Origin of the sequence: Acidocella sp. (assembly GCF_036489515.1) — a bacterium.
GTDB lineage: Bacteria > Pseudomonadota > Alphaproteobacteria > Acetobacterales > Acetobacteraceae > Acidocella.
This window is the reverse complement of the sequence record NZ_DASXFO010000039.1, coordinates 1-16,906: the sequence shown is the minus strand read 5'-3', so window position 1 is coordinate 16,906 and position 16,906 is coordinate 1. Positions and strand designations below refer to the sequence as shown.

Sequence of the window (16,906 nt, the reverse complement as noted above, 5' to 3'; positions counted from 1 at the left end):
TCTTCCATTGCCTGCGCTCCTGATCAGGACTGGAGATCGCCGCGCTGGGTCCGCGCGGCTTCCTGGGTTTCGAACAGCACCGCGCCCGCGACGGCGATCAGAATGATCATCGTCGTGCCGACCAGCCAGGCGAAATACCACGGGGCATAGTCGCCGGTGACCACCGCGAGCAGGATGGAGAAGATGAGGACCACGGCCAAAGCCAGGATCTTGATCGTCTGGATCATATCAATCGTTCCTCGAAAACAGTTTGCATAACACCGTTCAATAGGAGTGATCGTTATTGCCGACGCTCTCGACCTTCACCTTCCCCGACATCACCCGGTACGCCCAGGAGGTGTAGCAAATGATGGCGGGCACGAAGATCAGCGCAAAAACCAGCATCCAGGCGAGCGTGTATTGGCTGCTGGACGCGTTCCAGATCGTAAGGCCCTGGCTCGGCGTGGTGCTGGAGGGCATCAGGAAGGGGAACATGGCCGCACCGGTGGTGCCGATCGTGCCAATCCAGGCGATCGCGCCCAGCCACCAGCCGAGGATCGGCTTGCCCGCGCGTAAGCCCAGCGCGCCGAGCACCATGCCGGCGACGCCCAGCACCGGCAGCAGCCAGAGCGCCGGCATTGCGTGAAAATTGCTCATCCAGGCGCCGCTTTGCATCACCACCGCCGGGCCGCCGAGCGGAGTGGCTTCCATCGCGGGGTTCACGGGCGCGGTATAGACGAAGCCCTTGATCGCCTGCACCCAGACACCGCCGATGATGAAGAGAACGGCTGCAATCAGGCCCGAGACCGTGGCGATGCGCCTGGCCCGCCCATAGATCGGCTCCTCGCCGCGGATCATCAGCATCGCCCCGCCCTGGAAGATGGACATCGCCAGCGAAAGCAGGCCGCACAGGATCGCGAAGGGGTTGAGCAAATACCAGATGAAGGATTCATCCTGGTGATACTGCCCGTCCCAGTCGAAATGGAATCCGACCCCCTGCAGCACGTTGCCCATGGCCGCGCCATAGACGATCATCGGCAGCGCACCGGAGACCAGGAAGGCCCAGTCCCAGGTTGCCCGCCAATGCGTGGTATCGACCTTGGAGCGGTATTCGAACGCCACCGGCCGCAGGATCATGCTGAACAGCAGCAGGATCATCACGACGTAAAAGGTCGAGAACGACGTCGCGTACAGAGTCGGGAAGGCGGCGAAAATCGCGCCGCCGCCGAGGACGAACCACACCTGATTCCCGTCCCAGTGCGGGCCGACGATGTTCAGTGCCGTGCGCCGCTCGGCGTCGGTCTTGCCCACGAAGCGCAGCAAGGTGCCGACGCCCATATCCATGCCCACCATCACGCCGATATTGATGAGCACGATGCCGAGCACCAGAGCCCAGACCAGTTTCAAGACAACATAGAGTTCCATGATCGGATTCCTTAGCGGAGCTCAGCTCACTTCCATGACTTGGCGGCGTAGCCGGGTTCGCCGACAACATGGCGCGGTGTCGGCGAGGGTTCACTCGTCGGATGCGCCCCTTCATGCGTCGTGGGGCCGAGGCGCGCGTACTTGAACATCAGATAGAGTTCGGCCGCGATGAGCAGGCTGTAGAGCAGCGCGAAGCCGATCAGCGAGAACACCATGTAGCCTGCCGTGTGCGACGAGGCGGACATGAAGGTCGGCAGCAAGTCGAACACGCTCCACGGCTGGCGCCCGTTCTCGGCGGTGATCCACCCATATTCGCAGGCGATGATCGGCAGCGGGATCGACCACATGGCGGCCTTCAGCACCCAGCGGTTTTTCTCCAGTTCGTTCCTCAGACTGTAATAGGCGCCGAGCGCGAACACCGCGACGAACAGCATGCCCAGCCCCACCATCAGGCGGAATGCCCAGAACTCAACGAACACGTTGGGGATCGAGGCGCGCGCGGTCTGATCCAGCACCGACGGCAGAAGCTGCGGTGTGATCTTGGTCAGATCCTGGTCCGGCGCGTAGCGCTGGGCGAGGAAGCCATAACCCATGTCGCTTTCATATTGCCGGAAGGTCGCGAGCGCGACCGGGCTCTTGGTGGCGGCATAATCCTGCAGCGCGATCACGGCCTTCATGCCGTTCACGGCTTTCACTTTGGCCTGGTCCTCGAGTTCGTCGATGCCGGGGATCGGCGTCTCGAACGAGTGCGTCACCAGCGGCGTCAGCACGTAGGGAACGCCGATCGAAAAGATATCCTTCCGTCCGTTCTGGTCCGGCAGGGCAATGATCTTCCAGGGCTCCGCCGGCGGCTTGGTGGTCCGCCAGTTATCCTCCATCGCGGCGAGTTTGGTCGGCTGCACGAGATAGTCGAGACGGCCGAGCGCATCACCGAGCGTTATGACCGCGAGCGAGGAGATCACGCCAAACAAAGCGGCCATGCGAAACGAACGCGCCGCGAACTCGCGGTGGCGCTTGTTAAGAAAATAAAACGCGCTGATGCCCATCACAAACATGGAAGCGGTCACGAAGCCGGCGATGGAGGTATGCACGAACTTCGCCTGCGCGTCATCGCTGAAGATCAGCGCACCGAAGTCGGTGAACTCCACGCGCATTGTGTCGGGATTGAACTTGGCGCCGACCGGGTCCTGCATGAAGCCGTTGCCAACCAGGATCCACAGCGCCGAGAGGTTCGAGCCGAGCGCCACGAGATAAGTGATCGCGAGATGCGCGGGCTTGCTCAGTCGGTCCCAGCCGAAGAACATGAGACCGACGAAAGTGCTCTCCATGAAGAACGCCATCAGCCCCTCGACCGCCAGCGGCGTGCCGAACACGTCGCCCATGAAGTGCGAATACATTGACCAGTTGGTCCCGAACTCGAACTCCATCGTCAGGCCGGTGGCGACGCCGATGGCGAAGTTGATGCCGAACAGCTTGCCCCAGAAGAGCGTCATGTCCTTGTAAATCTGCTTGCCGGAAATGACGTAGACCGTCTCCATCGCGGCGAGCAGCAGGCTCAGCCCAAGCGTCAACGGCACGAACTGGAAATGATAGAGCGCGGTCAGTGCGAATTGCAGTCGTGAGAGATTGACGACGGTCGAACTTATCATCGCGTACTTCCTGGCGCTGTTGTACGTACAAGCACGTGGCCACAGCGCGGGCGCCGGGGCCAGCGATGGCTCAGAGCCATCTCTAGAGCACAAAAAACGCCGCAACCTTGATGCAGATCAAAGCGCGAGAGAGAAGAAAGCGGCCGCTTTTTAAAAAAGCGGCGCAAAAACTTCTTTTATGCTGGGCCATGGGCTGCGTCAGCGACAACGCCCACGGCCCAAATTAATAAAGTTTTTTTGCTACTTTTTGTTCACAAAAAGTAGTCTTTCCTTCGCCTTAAAACCGCGCCGATGCTTCCGAAATCGCCACGAGGCGCGGCACGATCCGGCCCGTCTGGCGCAGCGTGCCGAACGATCCGTCTTCCACCGCACGTCCGCGCGACAGCACGACGACGCGGTCGTTCGTTTTGATGCCGTCGAGCCGGTGGGTGATGGCGATGACCGTGCGCGCGGCGGCGAGTCTGGCGAGGGCGGCGCGGAAGCCTGCGGCGGTGAGCGGGTCGAGTCCCTCGGTCGGTTCGTCGAGGATCAGGAACGGCGTGTCACGGAGTGCTGCCCGGGCGAGGACGAGCCGGCGCCCCTCGCCGCCCGAAAGCCGCGCGCCGGCTTCGCCGATGAGGGTTTCCAGCCCTTCCGGCAGAGCACGGACGAAGCCGTCGAGCTGCGCCATCTCCAGCGCCGCCCAGAGCATTGCGTCATCCGCCTCCGGCTTGGCGATCAGCAGGTTGTCGCGCAGCGTGCCGGCGAAGAGGTGGGCGCGCTGCGAAACCACGGTGAACAGGCTGCGCACGTCATCGCCGCGAATGTCTGCGAGCTCGATCCCGCCGAGCCGTGCCGCGCCTTCCTGATAGTCCGCGAGGCGGAGGAGCAAGTTTACGAGGGACGTTTTGCCGGCGCCGCTCGCGCCGAGCAGCCAGACATGCTCGCCTTCGGTGATCGTGAGATCGAGCCCGTCGAGTGCCCAGGGGCCATCGGGCCGGTAGCGCATCCGCAGGCGCGTGAGCGTGATGTCGAGACGCGCCGGGCGCGCCGGGCTGGCTTCCGGCTCCCGCACCGGCAGCGGGCGATCTACGATCTCGAACAGCCGTCGCGCCGCCTCGCGCATCCCGCCCAGCAGCTGGAAGGCCTGGGCCAAGGGCGCGGTCGCCTCGAACGCCGCCAGCGCGCCCAGCGCCAGCAGCGGCAGATCCGGGCCGGGCAGACGGTGCCGCGCCACCAGCGACCTGCCGATCACCAGCATCGCAGCGAGCGTCAGGTTCGCGATCAATTGCCCCGCGGCCGATCCCAGGCCGGAGAGCACGGCCAGCCGCGCCTGGCCTGCGACCAGAAGCTCGCCGGAAGCGGCCAGCCGCGCCGCCATAGCCGGGCCTGAGTTGCAGGACAACAAATCCGCCATGCCTTGCGTCGCATCGACGAGGTCGGCGCGCAGGCTGTTCTGGATCGCCACCACCTCCCGGCTCGGCCGGGCGCCCAAGACGAGGCTGAAAGCCGGCACCATGATCCCGGCCAGCACCAGCCCGAGCAGCAGTGCACCCCCGGCCAGCGGCGCGAAGAGCGCGAACACCCCGGCCATCACCAGGGTCGCGAGCGCGAACACCGCGAAAGGTGCGACCACGCGAAGATACACATCGCCCAGCCGGTCGATATCGGCGACGAGGCGGGAGAGCAGGTCGCCGCTCCGCTCCAGATCGAGCGCCGCCGGCGCCAACGGCTCGAGCCGCGCATAGAGATAGGTGCGCAGTCCGGCGAGCTGCCGGAACGTCGCCTCATGATCGACCAGCCGGCCGGCATAACGGCAGACCACGCGCACGGTGGCGAAGAACCGCACGCCGGCCGCAGGTGTGAGGAGGTTGAACGCGTTCTGCGCCGCATAGCCGGCGAGGCCGACGGCGCCTGCACTCGCGAGGAACCAGCCGGACAGTGCGAGCAGCCCGAAATTCGCGAGGACAGTGATCAGCCCGAGCGCCAGGCCGCCCGCGATCCAGAGGCGATCGGGATTATACAGCCGCATGAGGCGGATCAGGTCGCGCATGGAACCTCCCGCGCGGCGATGCCGGAGGCGGCGAGCAGGCTGGCATAGGCCCCACCGGCAGCGACCAACGCCTCATGCGTCCCCACCTCGGCGATGCGCCCTTCTTCCATGACCAGGATCTGATCCGCCCGGCGCACCGTGCCGAGCCGATGCGCGATCAGGATCGTGGTCCGTCCCTCCGCCAGCTCGGCGATCGAAGCTGCGATCAGCGCTTCCGTCTCCAGATCGAGATGCGCCGTCGCCTCGTCAAGGATCAGGATCGGCGCGTCCTTAAGGAAGGCGCGCGCCAGCGCCAGGCGCTGCACCTGTCCGCCCGAGAGACCGGCGCCGGCCTCGCCGATCCGCGTGCCGAGCCCATCAGGCAAAGCCAGAACATCTGCAAGCAGATGCGCACGCTCAAGCGCCATCCGCAGCGCCGCGTCATCCGCCTCCGGCCAAGCGAGGCGCAGATTGCTGGCGATCGACCCTGCAAAAACCCGCGGTGCCTGCGGCACGTAAGCGAGCTGGCGCCACCACGCCTCGGGTGCGATGTTTGCGAGCGGCGCGCCTTCTACGAAGACCCCGCCAGCGGAGGGGGACACAAAGCCCAGCACCGTGCCAAGCAGCGTCGATTTTCCAGCACCCGAGCGCCCGACGATCGCGCTCATCTTTTCTGCCGGAAAATCGCAGTCGATCCCGCGCAGCGCCAGACGGTCGGCGCCATAGCAAACCTCCAGGCCGCGGCACGCGATGCCCACGGCGCCCATAGGCGGCTGCAGGGTTCCGGCAGGCTTGGGCAAAGGCGTATCGAGCAGATCAAAAATCCGCTCCGCCGCGGCAAGCGCGCTCATGCGGGCGTGATAGTGCACCGCCAGCCCGCGCAGCGGCATGAAGAATTCCGGCACCAGCAGCAAAACCAGGAACGCGGGAAAGAAGCTGATCATGCCATGCAGCAGCCGGACGCCGAACAGCACAGCGACGAGGGCGATCGCCAGCGAGGCAAAAAATTCGAGCGCGGCGGAAGTGAGGAAGGCGACGCGTAAACCGGCCATGGTGGCGCGACGGTAATCGTCGGAGAGGCGCGCGATCAGCGCGATCTCGGCGCGGGCCCGGCCGAACAGCTTCAGCGTGGTGATGCCCTGGATCGCGTCCAGGATATGCGCGCTCATGGTCAGCAACTGGCGCCATTGGCGCTGGTTGATCGCCTCCGCCCGGTACCCCACGAACACCATGAAAACCGGAATGATCGGCCCGGTGACAATGAGGATGAGCGCGCTGATCCAGTCGAGCGGCGCCACCGCGACGAGGATCGCCAGCGGCACCAGCGCCACGAGTATTTTTTGCGGGAGGTAGCGCGCGAAATAGGGGTCCAGCGTCTCGACGCCGTCGATCGCGGTCGCCGCCAGATCGGCGCTCTGCTCCCCCGCCGTGAAGACCGGCCCCAGCGCAAAAAGGTGGTCGACCAGCTGTTTCCTAAGCCCCGTCTTCACCCCTGCCGCAGCATGATGCGCCGCGCGCTCGGCCGCATAAGAGAGCGCCGCCCGCGCCACGAACAGCCCAAGCAAGCCATAGAAATAAGGCCGTTCCGTACCGAACGACGCATGGTGGAAGACCATGCCGTCAACGAAACGGGCGAGCAGCAGCGCCTGCGCAATGACCAGAAGTCCGGCGGCCGCGCCGAGGCCGATCGCAAAGCTGAGGCCGCCTCGTCCCGCGCGCCCGGCTTGGGTCAGCCGCCGGTCGAGTCCTCGCCGCGTCTCATGCGTGCTTAGCCCCACACTGGCCCCTTGGCTTCCGCCTTCTTAGATAGAAGAAAGAAGCCGCTTTTCGAAAAAAGCGGCGCAAAAACTTTTGGCGATGCTGGGTCATGGGCGTTGTCGCCGACACCGCCCATGACCCAGATTAACAAAGTTTTTTTGCTACTTTTTGTTCACAAAAAGTAGCCTTCCCTTCCCTGGCGACAATTAATCGGTATACCCGACAGCCGGCTGCCCCTCACGGTTTTCTGGTGAGCACGGCGCGATTTCTTCGGCCACCTCCGGGTAAACCTGGTTTCGCCCCAGGCTCTTCGCGCGGTACAGGGCGCTGTCCGCTTCGCGGAGCCACGTGTTCACGGTTTCCGTCCCCTGCCGCCACTGCGCGACCCCCGCGCTGATCGTCACCATTTTCCCGACTCCCGCGTCATGCGGAATTCTCAAGGCCTGAATGGCATTCCGACAGAGTTCGGCGACCAGGCAGGCCTCCTGGAGCGACGTCCCCTCCAGGATCAGCAAAAACTCTTCCCCTCCGAAACGATATCCGTGATCTGCCTGCCGACAATTCCGCAACAAAACACGCGCCACATTCGTTAAAACCTTATCGCCGGCGAAGTGACCGTAAGTGTCGTTATATGCCTTGAAGTGATCGACATCGAACATGAGCGCACAATACGGTCCGAAATGGCCGGTGGCGCGCGCCGCGAGCTCGTCGAGGTCCTCGCGCAGTTTGAGGCGGTTATGCAGTCGCGTCAGCGGATCGGTACGCGCCTGGTCGAAGAGCCGTAGATTCAGAAGCTCAAGCTGGGATCGCTGCGCCGCCAGCCGTTCGTGCAAATGGCTGATGCGTTCGGCGACGACCAGCCGGGCCGCCAACTGGTCCGTATTCAGCGGCTTGACGAGATAGTCATCGGCGCCAGCGTCATTCGCGTCCAGAATAAGGTGCTTGTCGCCGAATGACGTCACAAAGATAAAGTAAGTGTATTTGTCGTCGTTCGGTCTGGAACGGACGCGCCGGCAGAGCTCAAGCCCGTCCATCATGGGCATCGAACAATCGCTGATGACGACATCCATGTCGGTCTTCTGAAAGACTTCCCAGGCCTCTTGCCCATTGGTCGTGGACACCACTTCATGCCCGAGTTGTTCGAGCATAGCTTCGACGATCATGCGTGATGCGGTGTCGTCCTCGGCGATAAGGATACGCATCGCTTACGCCGTCGTCAGTTTCGCCGCGAGAGCCTCGCGGGCGCGTGTGAACTCGCATTGCAACGCGTCGACGCGCGCCGCGCCTGCGCCAAGATCAGAAGCTGCGGCATTGGCCTCGATGGCGGTGCAGATCTGGACCATGGTTTGCGCCCCGAGATTGGCGGCGCTCCCTTTGATCGCGTGGGCGATCTGGGCGACGGCAGGCGCATCCGCACGCCCCACCGCATCCCGCAACTCTTCCAGACGCCTTGCGGTATCACGCATAAAAATCTCGGCCAGTTTTGCAGAAAGGTCGCCGCTCCCCTGAACAAGCTGGAAGCGCTCAAAGACGGCATCGTCGAGCGGGGGGTCGCCAGAGAAGGCCGGCGTGGGTGGAATGCCGTACTTTGCCAGGGCGTCGAACAATTGCGGCCAGTCGATCGGCTTGGTGAGCGCGCCGTTCATGCCCGCCGCCAGATAGCGGGCGCGATCCTCCGGCATGACATTGGCGCTCAAGGCCAGGATCGGCACGGCTCTGGCCGGCGGCGACAGCCGCCTGATCTGGCGGGTCGCCTCCACCCCGTCCATCACCGGCATCTGCACGTCCATCAGCACCAGGTCGAACGGTTCTCGCGCGACGGCCGTGACAGCCTCCTGGCCGTTCTCGGCGGCCGCAACCTCGTGACCATACGAGCGCAGCATTTCGGCGATCAGCACCCGATTCAGTTCCACATCCTCCACCAGCAGCACCCGCCGCGGCGGGCTGGCGACAAGCACGCGCCGGTCCGTCGCCGGAGGGGCCGTGATGCTGCCCAGCGCCAGAGGAACCTCGAACCAGAACAGGCTGCCCACGCCCGGCCGGCTGTCGATGCCGATCTCTCCGCCCATCGCCTCGACCAGTTTCTTGGAGATCGCCAGGCCGAGCCCGCTGCCGCCATATTCACGGGTCGTCGAGGCGTCCATCTGACTGAAAGCGTTGAACAAGATCCCCTGCTTGTCCTCAGGGATGCCGATCCCTGTATCGCGCACCTCGAAGCGGAAATGATTCCGCCCATCAGCCACGCGATGAGAGAGCGCCACCGTGACACTGCCCCGTGACGTGAACTTGACTCCGTTGCCGACCAGATTGACGAGCACCTGCTTGAGCCGGGTCGGATCCCCCCGGAGCACGTGGGGCAACTGGCCGTCGCGTTCAAAACGCAGTTCCAACCCGCGTTCGGCCGCCTGGGGCATCAGGAGCGAGCGGACCTGCTCCAGAACTTCGCGCAAGTCGAAATCGATGGTTTCAAGATTCAGCTTTTTGGCCTCACCCCGGGAAAAATCGAGAATGTCATTGATCAGCGCGAGCAGGTGCCGGCCTGACCGTTGAATGCCCGTGGCATATTCGCGCTCTTTGGCAGGAAGATCGGCGTTCAGGAGCAACTCCGCCATGCCGAGGACCCCGGTCATGGGGGTGCGAATCTCGTGGCTCATGACCGCCACGAACTCCGCTTTGGCCCGTGCCGCGGCCTGCGCGATTTTGGTGGTCTCCCGCAACTGCGCCATAAGTTTCTCGCGTTGCTCCAGAAACGCGGCAACCGGCAAGGCTGAGAGCAGGACCGACGCGAAGAAAAGTTGCAGGAGTTGCACTTTCAGGACCTCGTCAGTCCCCGCACGCGCCATGATCGGTCCGTGCCCCATCGCGGTGCTCCAGATCGCGACCGCCGTCAGGGCGGCCGTGGCCGTGGTGGCCCCGAGCAGCCGGCCACTGAATGCCGCGAACAGCAGAAAGGGGAAGATCACGTACACCCCCAGGACATCGCTGCTAAAAACGATCCATCCGATAATGGCCACCAGCCCGGCGAGCAACAGCGTCTGCGCCGCCTGGTGGCCAAAACGCGCTTTCCGTAACGTGGGCTCGGTCCAACTCAGCAGCAGGGGCGTGACGGTCAATTGGCCGCTCGCGGCGGAGAGATACCAGGTCTTCCACGCCGGGAGAAAAGGCCCGCCATAGACGAGAGCGGTCAGACCCGCTCCCCCCGCGGCACTCAAGCTCGGCACAGCGAGGCACACGAGCGCCAGCCTTGCCAGCGGCCGCATGCCGTCGACCGGCGCCCCCCCACCGGTGGCACGCAGCAGAACCACAATGAGCAGGATTTCAACGACGTCACAGGCGATATAACCAAACCCGGTGATTGGTGTGCCGGCGACAATATTCGACGCATAGTCAGCGGCCTCGGCAAGCAGCAGCAGAACCGGCCAGGTGGAGCGTTTGTTGCGCAACAAGGCCGTTACGGTGAACGCATTCGAGATCCAAATCGGGGTAATGGCGCCGAAGATGGTCAAGGACAGCGAGGAGGTCGTAAAAACGACCAGCGGCAGCACGACCGCAAGCCAAAGGGGCGGCGCCGTGATCTTGAAGCCGCCTATGGATATGGACGAATCTGGATGCAACACTTCGATACGGTCCGTTCCCAAACGCCTCTCGGGTTCAGCAAAATACTCTAAATTTTCAAATATTTTATGACCGATTTATTCCGCCGCCTCCTTGACATGTGTCACACTACTTCAAGTGGAACAGCTATAGCAAGGAATCCTGGGGCAATGCCGGATCATTTTCGGGGTCGCAAGCGGCCGGGGGCGGCCCCCTGCCGCCGGCGCGCGTACCGACGTGGAAGCCGGTCTTGAACTGTCCCGATCCCGGCGGTCTTCCCGACACGGCAGTGTGTGTTAAAGGTACGGGGAACCTTGGATCCAGGCCGCCATCATGAGACCGAAACCATTGCAACAGCGCAGACCAGCCGGTCTCAGAACATCAAAGCTTTTCCCTTTGAAATCGGTGGACTTGCCCGCATCCGCGGCGCCGTCATTCAGCGATGTTCCGGTAACACGCGCTCTCTCAACAACCCATCGAAACGACCTATGAGCGACTCTCAATTTTTTCTCGGGCGACAGCCCATCGTCGGGCGCGATCGCGAACTGACCGCCTACGAATTGCTGTTCCGCAGCAGCACGGCCAATGCGGCCACAGTGCTCGACGACGTCGCCGCCAGCGCGACCGTCATTCAACGCACCTTCCTGGATCTCGGCATGCCCGCGGCCCTGGGCGACAAGCAAGGCTTCATCAATCTCCCCGCCTCGCTGCTGATGAGCGAGCTCATCGAAGTGCTGCCACGGGAGCGGGTCGTTCTGGAAATCCTGGAAACCGTGCCGTTGACGCCGGACGTACTGGCGCGGTGCCAAGAGCTGCAGGAGGCGGGCTACACGCTGGCGCTCGACGATCTCGTGGAGCTCACGCCCGAAACCCTGGCAGCGTTACCGCTGGTCAAACTGGCCAAGCTCGACATGGTGACGCTGAGCCGGGAACAGGTCGTCGATCTGGTGCGCGATCTGCGCCCCTATGGCCTTACCCTGCTGGCGGAAAAAGTCGAAACGCTGGAGCAGTACGATTTCTGCCGGGACCTCGGCTTCGACCTGTTCCAGGGCTATTTCTTCGCCAAGCCGGTTATCCTGACCGGGCGGGCGGTGCCGCCTTCGGCTTTGGCGCTGCTCAAATTGCTCGGCCTGATCGTCGCCGACGTCGAGAACGAAGTGCTTGAGCATGCCCTGAAGCAAGCGCCGAGCCTGACACTGAATCTGCTCAAAATGGTCAACGCGGCGGCTTTCGGCATGGCGAAAAAAATCTCCACCCTGCGCGAGGCCATTTTCATGCTCGGCCGGGTGCGACTGAGCCGTCTGGTGCAGATCATGTTGTTTGCCCAGCAAAGCGGCGCCGCCGTGACGTCCGATCCGTTGCTGCAAACCGCCATCGTCCGAGGCCGCTTGATGGAAGGACTGGCCGATGCGCTCGGCTGGACAAAGCTGCGCGACCGCGCCTTCATGGTCGGCATGCTCAGCCTGGTTGATGCGGTGTTTCAGCAGCCCATGCCGGACCTGCTCGCCCTGATCAATCTGGAAGAGAGCCTCCAAAACGCCATCATGCACCGCAGCGGCCAACTCGGCACTCTTTTGCAGCTGGTCATGGCGAGCGAGAGCGCCGACGGCGCGGCCACCCTGGCGTTGTTGCCGCATTTTCCAGGGCTGAACGCCGATGAGTTCAACCGCCTCCAGGTGGAAGCGCTGCAATGGGCGAATACCATGTGACATAAGCGTGGCGCATGGCTCCGCTGGAGCCGTGCTGGTTTCAACGCCGCCGGCCCAGCGTAAAAAAGTTTTTGCGCCGCTTTTTTTAAAAAGCGGCCTCTTGCTTCTCTCTGAAATACCCGGCTCTTCCCCGTTTTTCACAACGTTTTACATGCCAAACACTTCAGCCACGCTTAGGGTTGTGGAGAGTTGATTGGCGCGTCACGGCGCGCTCTCGGACCTTCCTTTCGGCAGGATTGCATGGCACACGGTTTCACAGCCTCTCCCTGGTACGTTCCCTCCCCCCGTCTCGAGACTGAGCCGGACCACGAAACGGTCGCCACCAGGCAAGCAAGCTCCCCTCCCCCGTTTTCTTCGGCCATGGGTGATGTCCACGCGTATCCCGGCCGGCCGGAAGCGCCTGCCCCCCTGCCCGGCCGCATCGACGACGAAGGACAGGCCACGGCCGCGCTGATCGCCGCCAAGCTGATCACGCTCTGCCGCTCGGCCGGCGCTGGCGATGCCGGATTGGCGAGCTTCCTCGACAATCTTCTCGCCGCGGTGACCGCCCGTCTCGATCGCCCCGGCGACCAGAACGACGCACCGTCGCACCGCCTCGCCCCGTGGCAGGAAACCGCCGCGAAGAAGCTGATGACGCAGGACCTGACCTGCCCGCCGACCTTGCACGCCTTGGCCACGGCCTGCGGCATGTCGGCCAACAACTTCGCCAAGGGCTTTCGCGGCACGACCGGCTTGTCGCCGCGGCAATGGCTGATCTCCTTCCGCATCGCGCGGGCGCAGGAGCAGCTCGCCGATTCCGCGGTGCCGCTCTCCACCGTCGCCCTCGATTGCGGCTTCTGCGATCAAAGCCATTTCACCCGCTCCTTCACCCAGATGGTCGGCAAGACCCCGGCCGTATGGCGGCGGGAAACGCGTCAGCGCGGTACCGCAGCGCCATCATGGGGAGAAGAGGCGTGGCGCGGCAGCCAGGTTTTCGCGGCCGAGTAGAGCGATAAGGCCTGATTAGTTATATTAACATGCTTTAGCTTGAGCGATTCGTTTGCTCAGGGGAGCGTAAGGGAAGACTACTTTTTGTGAACAAAAAGTAGCAAAAAAACTTTGTTATGCTGGGTCATGGGCGTGTCGGCGACAACGCCCATGACCCAGCATAATAAAAATTTTTGCGCCGCTTTTTTTAAAAAGCGGCCGCTGTCCTATATCCAAAAATCCGGCCTTACCCGATTGTTCTGATGGGGATATCCAGTCTAAGCAAAAAGGGGTATTTTACCAAAGTTCCGCGGGAGGCCAAAAATGATAAAACTGCTTTTACTGCCAGTGTTTGTGCTGGCCCTATGGGTACCGATCTTCAACCGCACGGCACCGACATTATTCGGGTTTCCGTTTTTCTATTGGTATCAGATCGCGATCATACCGATCGCCTCGGTGCTGATCTTCATCGTCTACCGGGTTGAAGAGCGCACGGGGGGTGACAAATGACCTATCCTGTCGCGACCATCGTGTTCCTGGCGCTGATCGCGCTCGTGGTGATTCTGGGCTTTACCGCCGGACGCTGGAACGCCGGAAATCTGTCGCATATCGAGGAATGGGGCCTGGGTGGCCGGCGTTTTGGCACCTGGGTCTCGTGGTTCCTGATCGGCGGCGACGCCTATACCGCTTATACCTTCATCGCGATTCCGGCCCTGATGTTCGGTGCCGGGGCGATCGGATTTTTCGCGGTGCCGTATACTGTGGTGTGCTATCCGATCCTGTATCTGGTGTTCCCCAAACTCTGGCGCGTCGCGCAGAAGCACGGCTACATCACCGGGCCGGAATTCGTGCGTGGGCGCTATGGCAATCGCTGGCTGGCGCTGGCGGTTGGCGTCACCGGCATTTTCGCCACCATGCCCTATATCGCGTTGCAGCTGATCGGCATGCAGACGGTGATCGGCGCGCTGGGGCTTCCGGGTCATTTGCCGCTGATGCTCGCCGTTGCCGTGCTGGCTGCGTTTACCTACACGTCCGGCCTGCGGGCGCCGGCGATGATTTCGATCGTGAAGGACCTGCTGATCTACCTCACCGTGATCGTGGCGATTGTCGTGATCCCCAGCGAGCTGGGCGGGTTCGGTGCGATTTTCGCCAAGATTGCGCCGGTGAAGCTGCTGCTGGCGGCGCCGCCAGCGGGAAGCGGCGGCGCCTATACCGGCTATGCCACGCTGGCGCTGGGTTCGGCCATGGCATTGTTCCTTTATCCGCATACCACGACGGCGATTTTGAGCTCGTCCGGGCCGCGGGTGATCAAGCGCAATGCGGCGCTGCTGCCAGCCTATACCATCATGCTGGGGCTGCTGGCGCTGGTGGGCTACATGGCAGTGGCAGCGGGCCTGAAGACCATGCCGCAATACGCCGCGGGATTCGCGCGGTATGGCGCGAGTTTCGCGGTGCCGGCCTTGGTGCTGCACTCGCTCCCCGGATGGTTTGCCGGGGTGGCGTTCGGCGCGATCGCCATTGGCGCGCTGGTGCCGGCGGCGATCATGGCGATCGCGTCGGCGAACATCTTCACGCGTGATATCTGGACGCAGTTCGCCACCACGGCCTCTCCGAGCGGCGAGGCACAGATCGCGAAACTGTTCTCGATCGTCATGGTCGTGGGCGCCGTGGTGTTCATTCTGGTGATCCCCTCCACCTACGCCGTACAGCTGCAATTGCTGGGCGGGATGTGGATTATCCAGACGTTTCCGGCGATCGCATTTTCGGTGTTTACGCGGTTCTTCAACGGCTGGGCGCTGCTGGTCGGTTGGGCCGTGGGGATTGTCAGCGCCACATGGCTGGTCGCGCTGAACCATTTCGCCGGGGCGATCTGGGCGTTCCATGTGTTTGGCGTCACTCTGCCGAGCTACATCGCGCTGGCAACGGTGCTGGTGAATGCGCTTGTGGCGGCGGTGCTGAGCCTGCCGCTGAACGCCATGGCCTCTGATCGCGCAGGCGACGAGACCGTGGCGGCTGACTATGTGTAAGTGAAGGAAGAGGCCGCTTTTTAAAAAAAGCGGCGCAAGAATTTTTGTTATGCTGGGTCATGGGCGTTGTCGGTGACAACGCCCATGACCCAAATTAATAAAGTTTTTTTGCTACTTTTTGTTCACAAAAAGTAGCCTTCTTTTGCGCTCGGTGGACCGTTCTCAACGACCCAAAGCGGCTCGAGCCTTCCCAAAAACAAACCATAATTGATAGCGCCCACAATGGCGAAGGTTGAAGCCAGGACCAGCGGGGCAATGAACGACCCGCCGAAGGCCGTCAGCAAAACGCCCGCGAGAGCGGAGCCGATAACAACCGCCATATTGCCAGCGCAGTTCACGACACCACTGATCGTGGCGACATAGTGATTTGCCGGGGCGACATCCGCGGGAAGGGCCCACATGTTGGATCCGGTGAATCCGAGACCCGCATAGGACAGTGAAAAAAAGGCCATTGAAACAACGACATTCTGCGCGAGTGCGGCAAGCAGGATCGTCGAAGCGCAGAGCATGCCGAAGACAAGACATAATTTCCGTGCGCTGGTCAGACTCATGTGCCGTCGGGCCAAGAAATCAGACGCCCAACCGCCGAACACGCTGCCGGGGATCGACATCAGGGGCGGCACCACTCCCAATGTTCCAAGCTCGGCGAGCGTGAAACCTCTCACGTGTACAAGATAGATGGGAAACCATGTCAGGAAGAAATACTGCACCGAATCCCAGCAGAAATGACCCAACGCCTGGGTCAGCACATTGCGGTGCATGAGCATGCGCCGCCATTCTATGTGTCGGGTCGATACCGTCGGCGAACCGCGTGCGCTCAGCAGTGATTCCCGCTGCGCGTCGGTAATGAAGCGGCAGGACTCGGGTTCCCGATACAATGCCCACCATCCGATGAGCCAGATCACGCCGATGACAGCCGTCAGGAAGAACGGGCCGCGCCAGCCCCAGAGACCGACGCCGACAGCGGCAATCGGCCATGCAAGGGCCGAGCCCACGCGCTGCCCTCCGTCAAAGATGCCGGTGGCCAGACCGCGTTCGCCACGCGGAAACCATGAGTAGATGACCTTCACGCATGATGGCGCCGATGCGGCCTCCCCTGCCCCGAGGAACAGGCGGCTGACGAACAGGGACGCCACCGAATTCGTCAGGCCGGTCATCGTCGTCCATATCGACCACCACAGCACAGCCATGCCGCAACTGATACGAATGCCGAAACGATCGATCATGCGCCCCGCGGGAATCTGCATGGCAGCGTAGGACCAGAAAAAGGCACCGAACACGAGTCCCATCTCAGCATTGCTTATGCCGAGACTTTTCTTGAGGAACGGGGCGGCGATGGCGATGTTGACGCGGTCCATATAAGCGATCGCGACCGCGAGGACGACCAACAGGAGCATCAGGAAGCGAATTTTTGGCAGCTTCGCGGCAACTTCCTGGGTCTGGTGGTCCTGCGCTAACAGAGAGCTGTTAGTGCTGAGTAGGAGGGCTTGCTCCTCGGACTGCATCTGTTTCTTCTCCCATTTGTCGATCTATGCCGACTTTAATATTGGCCCCGAAAATTTCGTGGACGATGACGAGTGCGGTGGCGGGGCGGGGCAAACACGCGGCCTGAAACCACGTGCACGACCCGGCCCAGCGATTCAGCGCTTGACCTCGTACTCCTCGATGAGCCCATCCTTCGGGTTCAAGCCGAGACCGGGCTCCTGTGACACGGTCAGGAAGCCTGCCTCCGGCTGCGGCACCTTCTCGAAAATGGCATTGTAGGCCATCCATTTATGGAAGTGGTAT

At 62.5% G+C, this 16,906-nt stretch carries 12 protein-coding genes; 4 read left to right on the top strand and 8 right to left on the bottom strand.

Translation table 11 applies throughout. The features are described from left to right. Positions 1–23: 23 nt before the first annotated feature. From VGG47_RS05675 to VGG47_RS05645, 7 genes are all read right to left on the bottom strand, one after another. Complete coding sequence (locus VGG47_RS05675; protein ID WP_331536315.1) at positions 24–227, bottom strand: hypothetical protein; 204 nt, start codon at positions 225–227, stop codon at positions 24–26. Between the two features lie 37 nt (positions 228–264). Continuing rightward, complete coding sequence (gene cydB, locus VGG47_RS05670) at positions 265–1,404, bottom strand: cytochrome d ubiquinol oxidase subunit II (protein WP_331536313.1); 1,140 nt, start codon at positions 1,402–1,404, stop codon at positions 265–267. A gap of 26 nt (positions 1,405–1,430) precedes the next feature. Beyond that, positions 1,431–3,053 carry a cytochrome ubiquinol oxidase subunit I gene (locus tag VGG47_RS05665; RefSeq protein ID WP_331536311.1) on the bottom strand — a complete coding sequence of 541 codons (1,623 nt, stop codon included), beginning with the start codon at positions 3,051–3,053 and terminating at the stop codon, positions 1,431–1,433. A gap of 277 nt (positions 3,054–3,330) precedes the next feature. Beyond that, positions 3,331–5,085 (bottom strand): thiol reductant ABC exporter subunit CydC, encoded by a 1,755-nt coding sequence (cydC, locus tag VGG47_RS05660; RefSeq protein WP_331536309.1) that lies wholly within the window; start codon positions 5,083–5,085, stop codon positions 3,331–3,333. Then, a complete protein-coding gene (gene cydD, locus VGG47_RS05655; protein WP_331536307.1) occupies positions 5,073–6,842 on the bottom strand; it encodes a thiol reductant ABC exporter subunit CydD in 1,770 nt (589 codons plus the stop codon). Before cydD ends, cydC begins: the two co-directional genes overlap by 13 nt. Positions 6,843–7,028: 186 nt before the next feature. Then, a complete protein-coding gene (locus tag VGG47_RS05650) occupies positions 7,029–8,024 on the bottom strand; it encodes a GGDEF domain-containing response regulator (RefSeq protein ID WP_331536305.1) in 996 nt (331 codons plus the stop codon). A 3-nt stretch (positions 8,025–8,027) separates the two neighbouring features. Next, positions 8,028–10,460 (bottom strand): ATP-binding protein, encoded by a 2,433-nt coding sequence (locus VGG47_RS05645; protein WP_331536303.1) that lies wholly within the window; start codon positions 10,458–10,460, stop codon positions 8,028–8,030. A 444-nt stretch (positions 10,461–10,904) separates the two neighbouring features. On the opposite strand from VGG47_RS05645, the gene VGG47_RS05640 reads away from it, so the two are divergent. From VGG47_RS05640 to mctP, 4 genes are all read left to right on the top strand, one after another. Next, positions 10,905–12,125, top strand: a complete 1,221-nt coding sequence (locus VGG47_RS05640) for an EAL and HDOD domain-containing protein (protein WP_331536301.1) — start codon at positions 10,905–10,907, stop codon at positions 12,123–12,125. A 240-nt stretch (positions 12,126–12,365) separates the two neighbouring features. Beyond that, on the top strand, positions 12,366–13,112 hold the full coding sequence (locus tag VGG47_RS05635) for a helix-turn-helix domain-containing protein (protein WP_331536299.1): 747 nt from the start codon (positions 12,366–12,368) through the stop codon (positions 13,110–13,112). Between the two features lie 303 nt (positions 13,113–13,415). Next, the gene (locus VGG47_RS05630) at positions 13,416–13,601 is read left to right on the top strand and encodes a DUF3311 domain-containing protein (RefSeq protein ID WP_331536297.1); all 186 of its coding nucleotides are present in this window, start codon (positions 13,416–13,418) and stop codon (positions 13,599–13,601) included. Next, positions 13,598–15,118, top strand: a complete 1,521-nt coding sequence (gene mctP / locus VGG47_RS05625; protein ID WP_331536295.1) for a monocarboxylate uptake permease MctP — start codon at positions 13,598–13,600, stop codon at positions 15,116–15,118. The genes VGG47_RS05630 and mctP overlap by 4 nt, the downstream gene beginning before the upstream one ends. Positions 15,119–15,240: 122 nt before the next feature. Here the strand turns inward: mctP and VGG47_RS05620 are convergent, their stop codons facing one another. Beyond that, complete coding sequence (locus tag VGG47_RS05620) at positions 15,241–16,623, bottom strand: MFS transporter (protein WP_331536293.1); 1,383 nt, start codon at positions 16,621–16,623, stop codon at positions 15,241–15,243. Between the last annotated feature and the right edge of the window lie 283 nt (positions 16,624–16,906).

What these genes read in the sequence shown, in the direction of transcription:
- VGG47_RS05675 (WP_331536315.1), bottom strand. Translation starts at nt 227, where the DNA reads ATGATCCAGACGATCAAGATCCTGGCTTTGGCCGTGGTCCTCATCTTC.
- cydB (WP_331536313.1), bottom strand. Translation starts at nt 1,404, where the DNA reads ATGGAACTCTATGTTGTCTTGAAACTGGTCTGGGCTCTGGTGCTCGGC.
- VGG47_RS05665 (WP_331536311.1), bottom strand. Translation starts at nt 3,053, where the DNA reads ATGATAAGTTCGACCGTCGTCAATCTCTCACGACTGCAATTCGCACTG.
- cydC (WP_331536309.1), bottom strand. Translation starts at nt 5,085, where the DNA reads ATGCGCGACCTGATCCGCCTCATGCGGCTGTATAATCCCGATCGCCTC.
- VGG47_RS05650 (WP_331536305.1), bottom strand. Translation starts at nt 8,024, where the DNA reads ATGCGTATCCTTATCGCCGAGGACGACACCGCATCACGCATGATCGTC.
- VGG47_RS05640 (WP_331536301.1), top strand. Translation starts at nt 10,905, where the DNA reads ATGAGCGACTCTCAATTTTTTCTCGGGCGACAGCCCATCGTCGGGCGC.
- VGG47_RS05635 (WP_331536299.1), top strand. Translation starts at nt 12,366, where the DNA reads ATGGCACACGGTTTCACAGCCTCTCCCTGGTACGTTCCCTCCCCCCGT.
- VGG47_RS05630 (WP_331536297.1), top strand. Translation starts at nt 13,416, where the DNA reads ATGATAAAACTGCTTTTACTGCCAGTGTTTGTGCTGGCCCTATGGGTA.
- mctP (WP_331536295.1), top strand. Translation starts at nt 13,598, where the DNA reads ATGACCTATCCTGTCGCGACCATCGTGTTCCTGGCGCTGATCGCGCTC.
- VGG47_RS05620 (WP_331536293.1), bottom strand. Translation starts at nt 16,623, where the DNA reads ATGCAGTCCGAGGAGCAAGCCCTCCTACTCAGCACTAACAGCTCTCTG.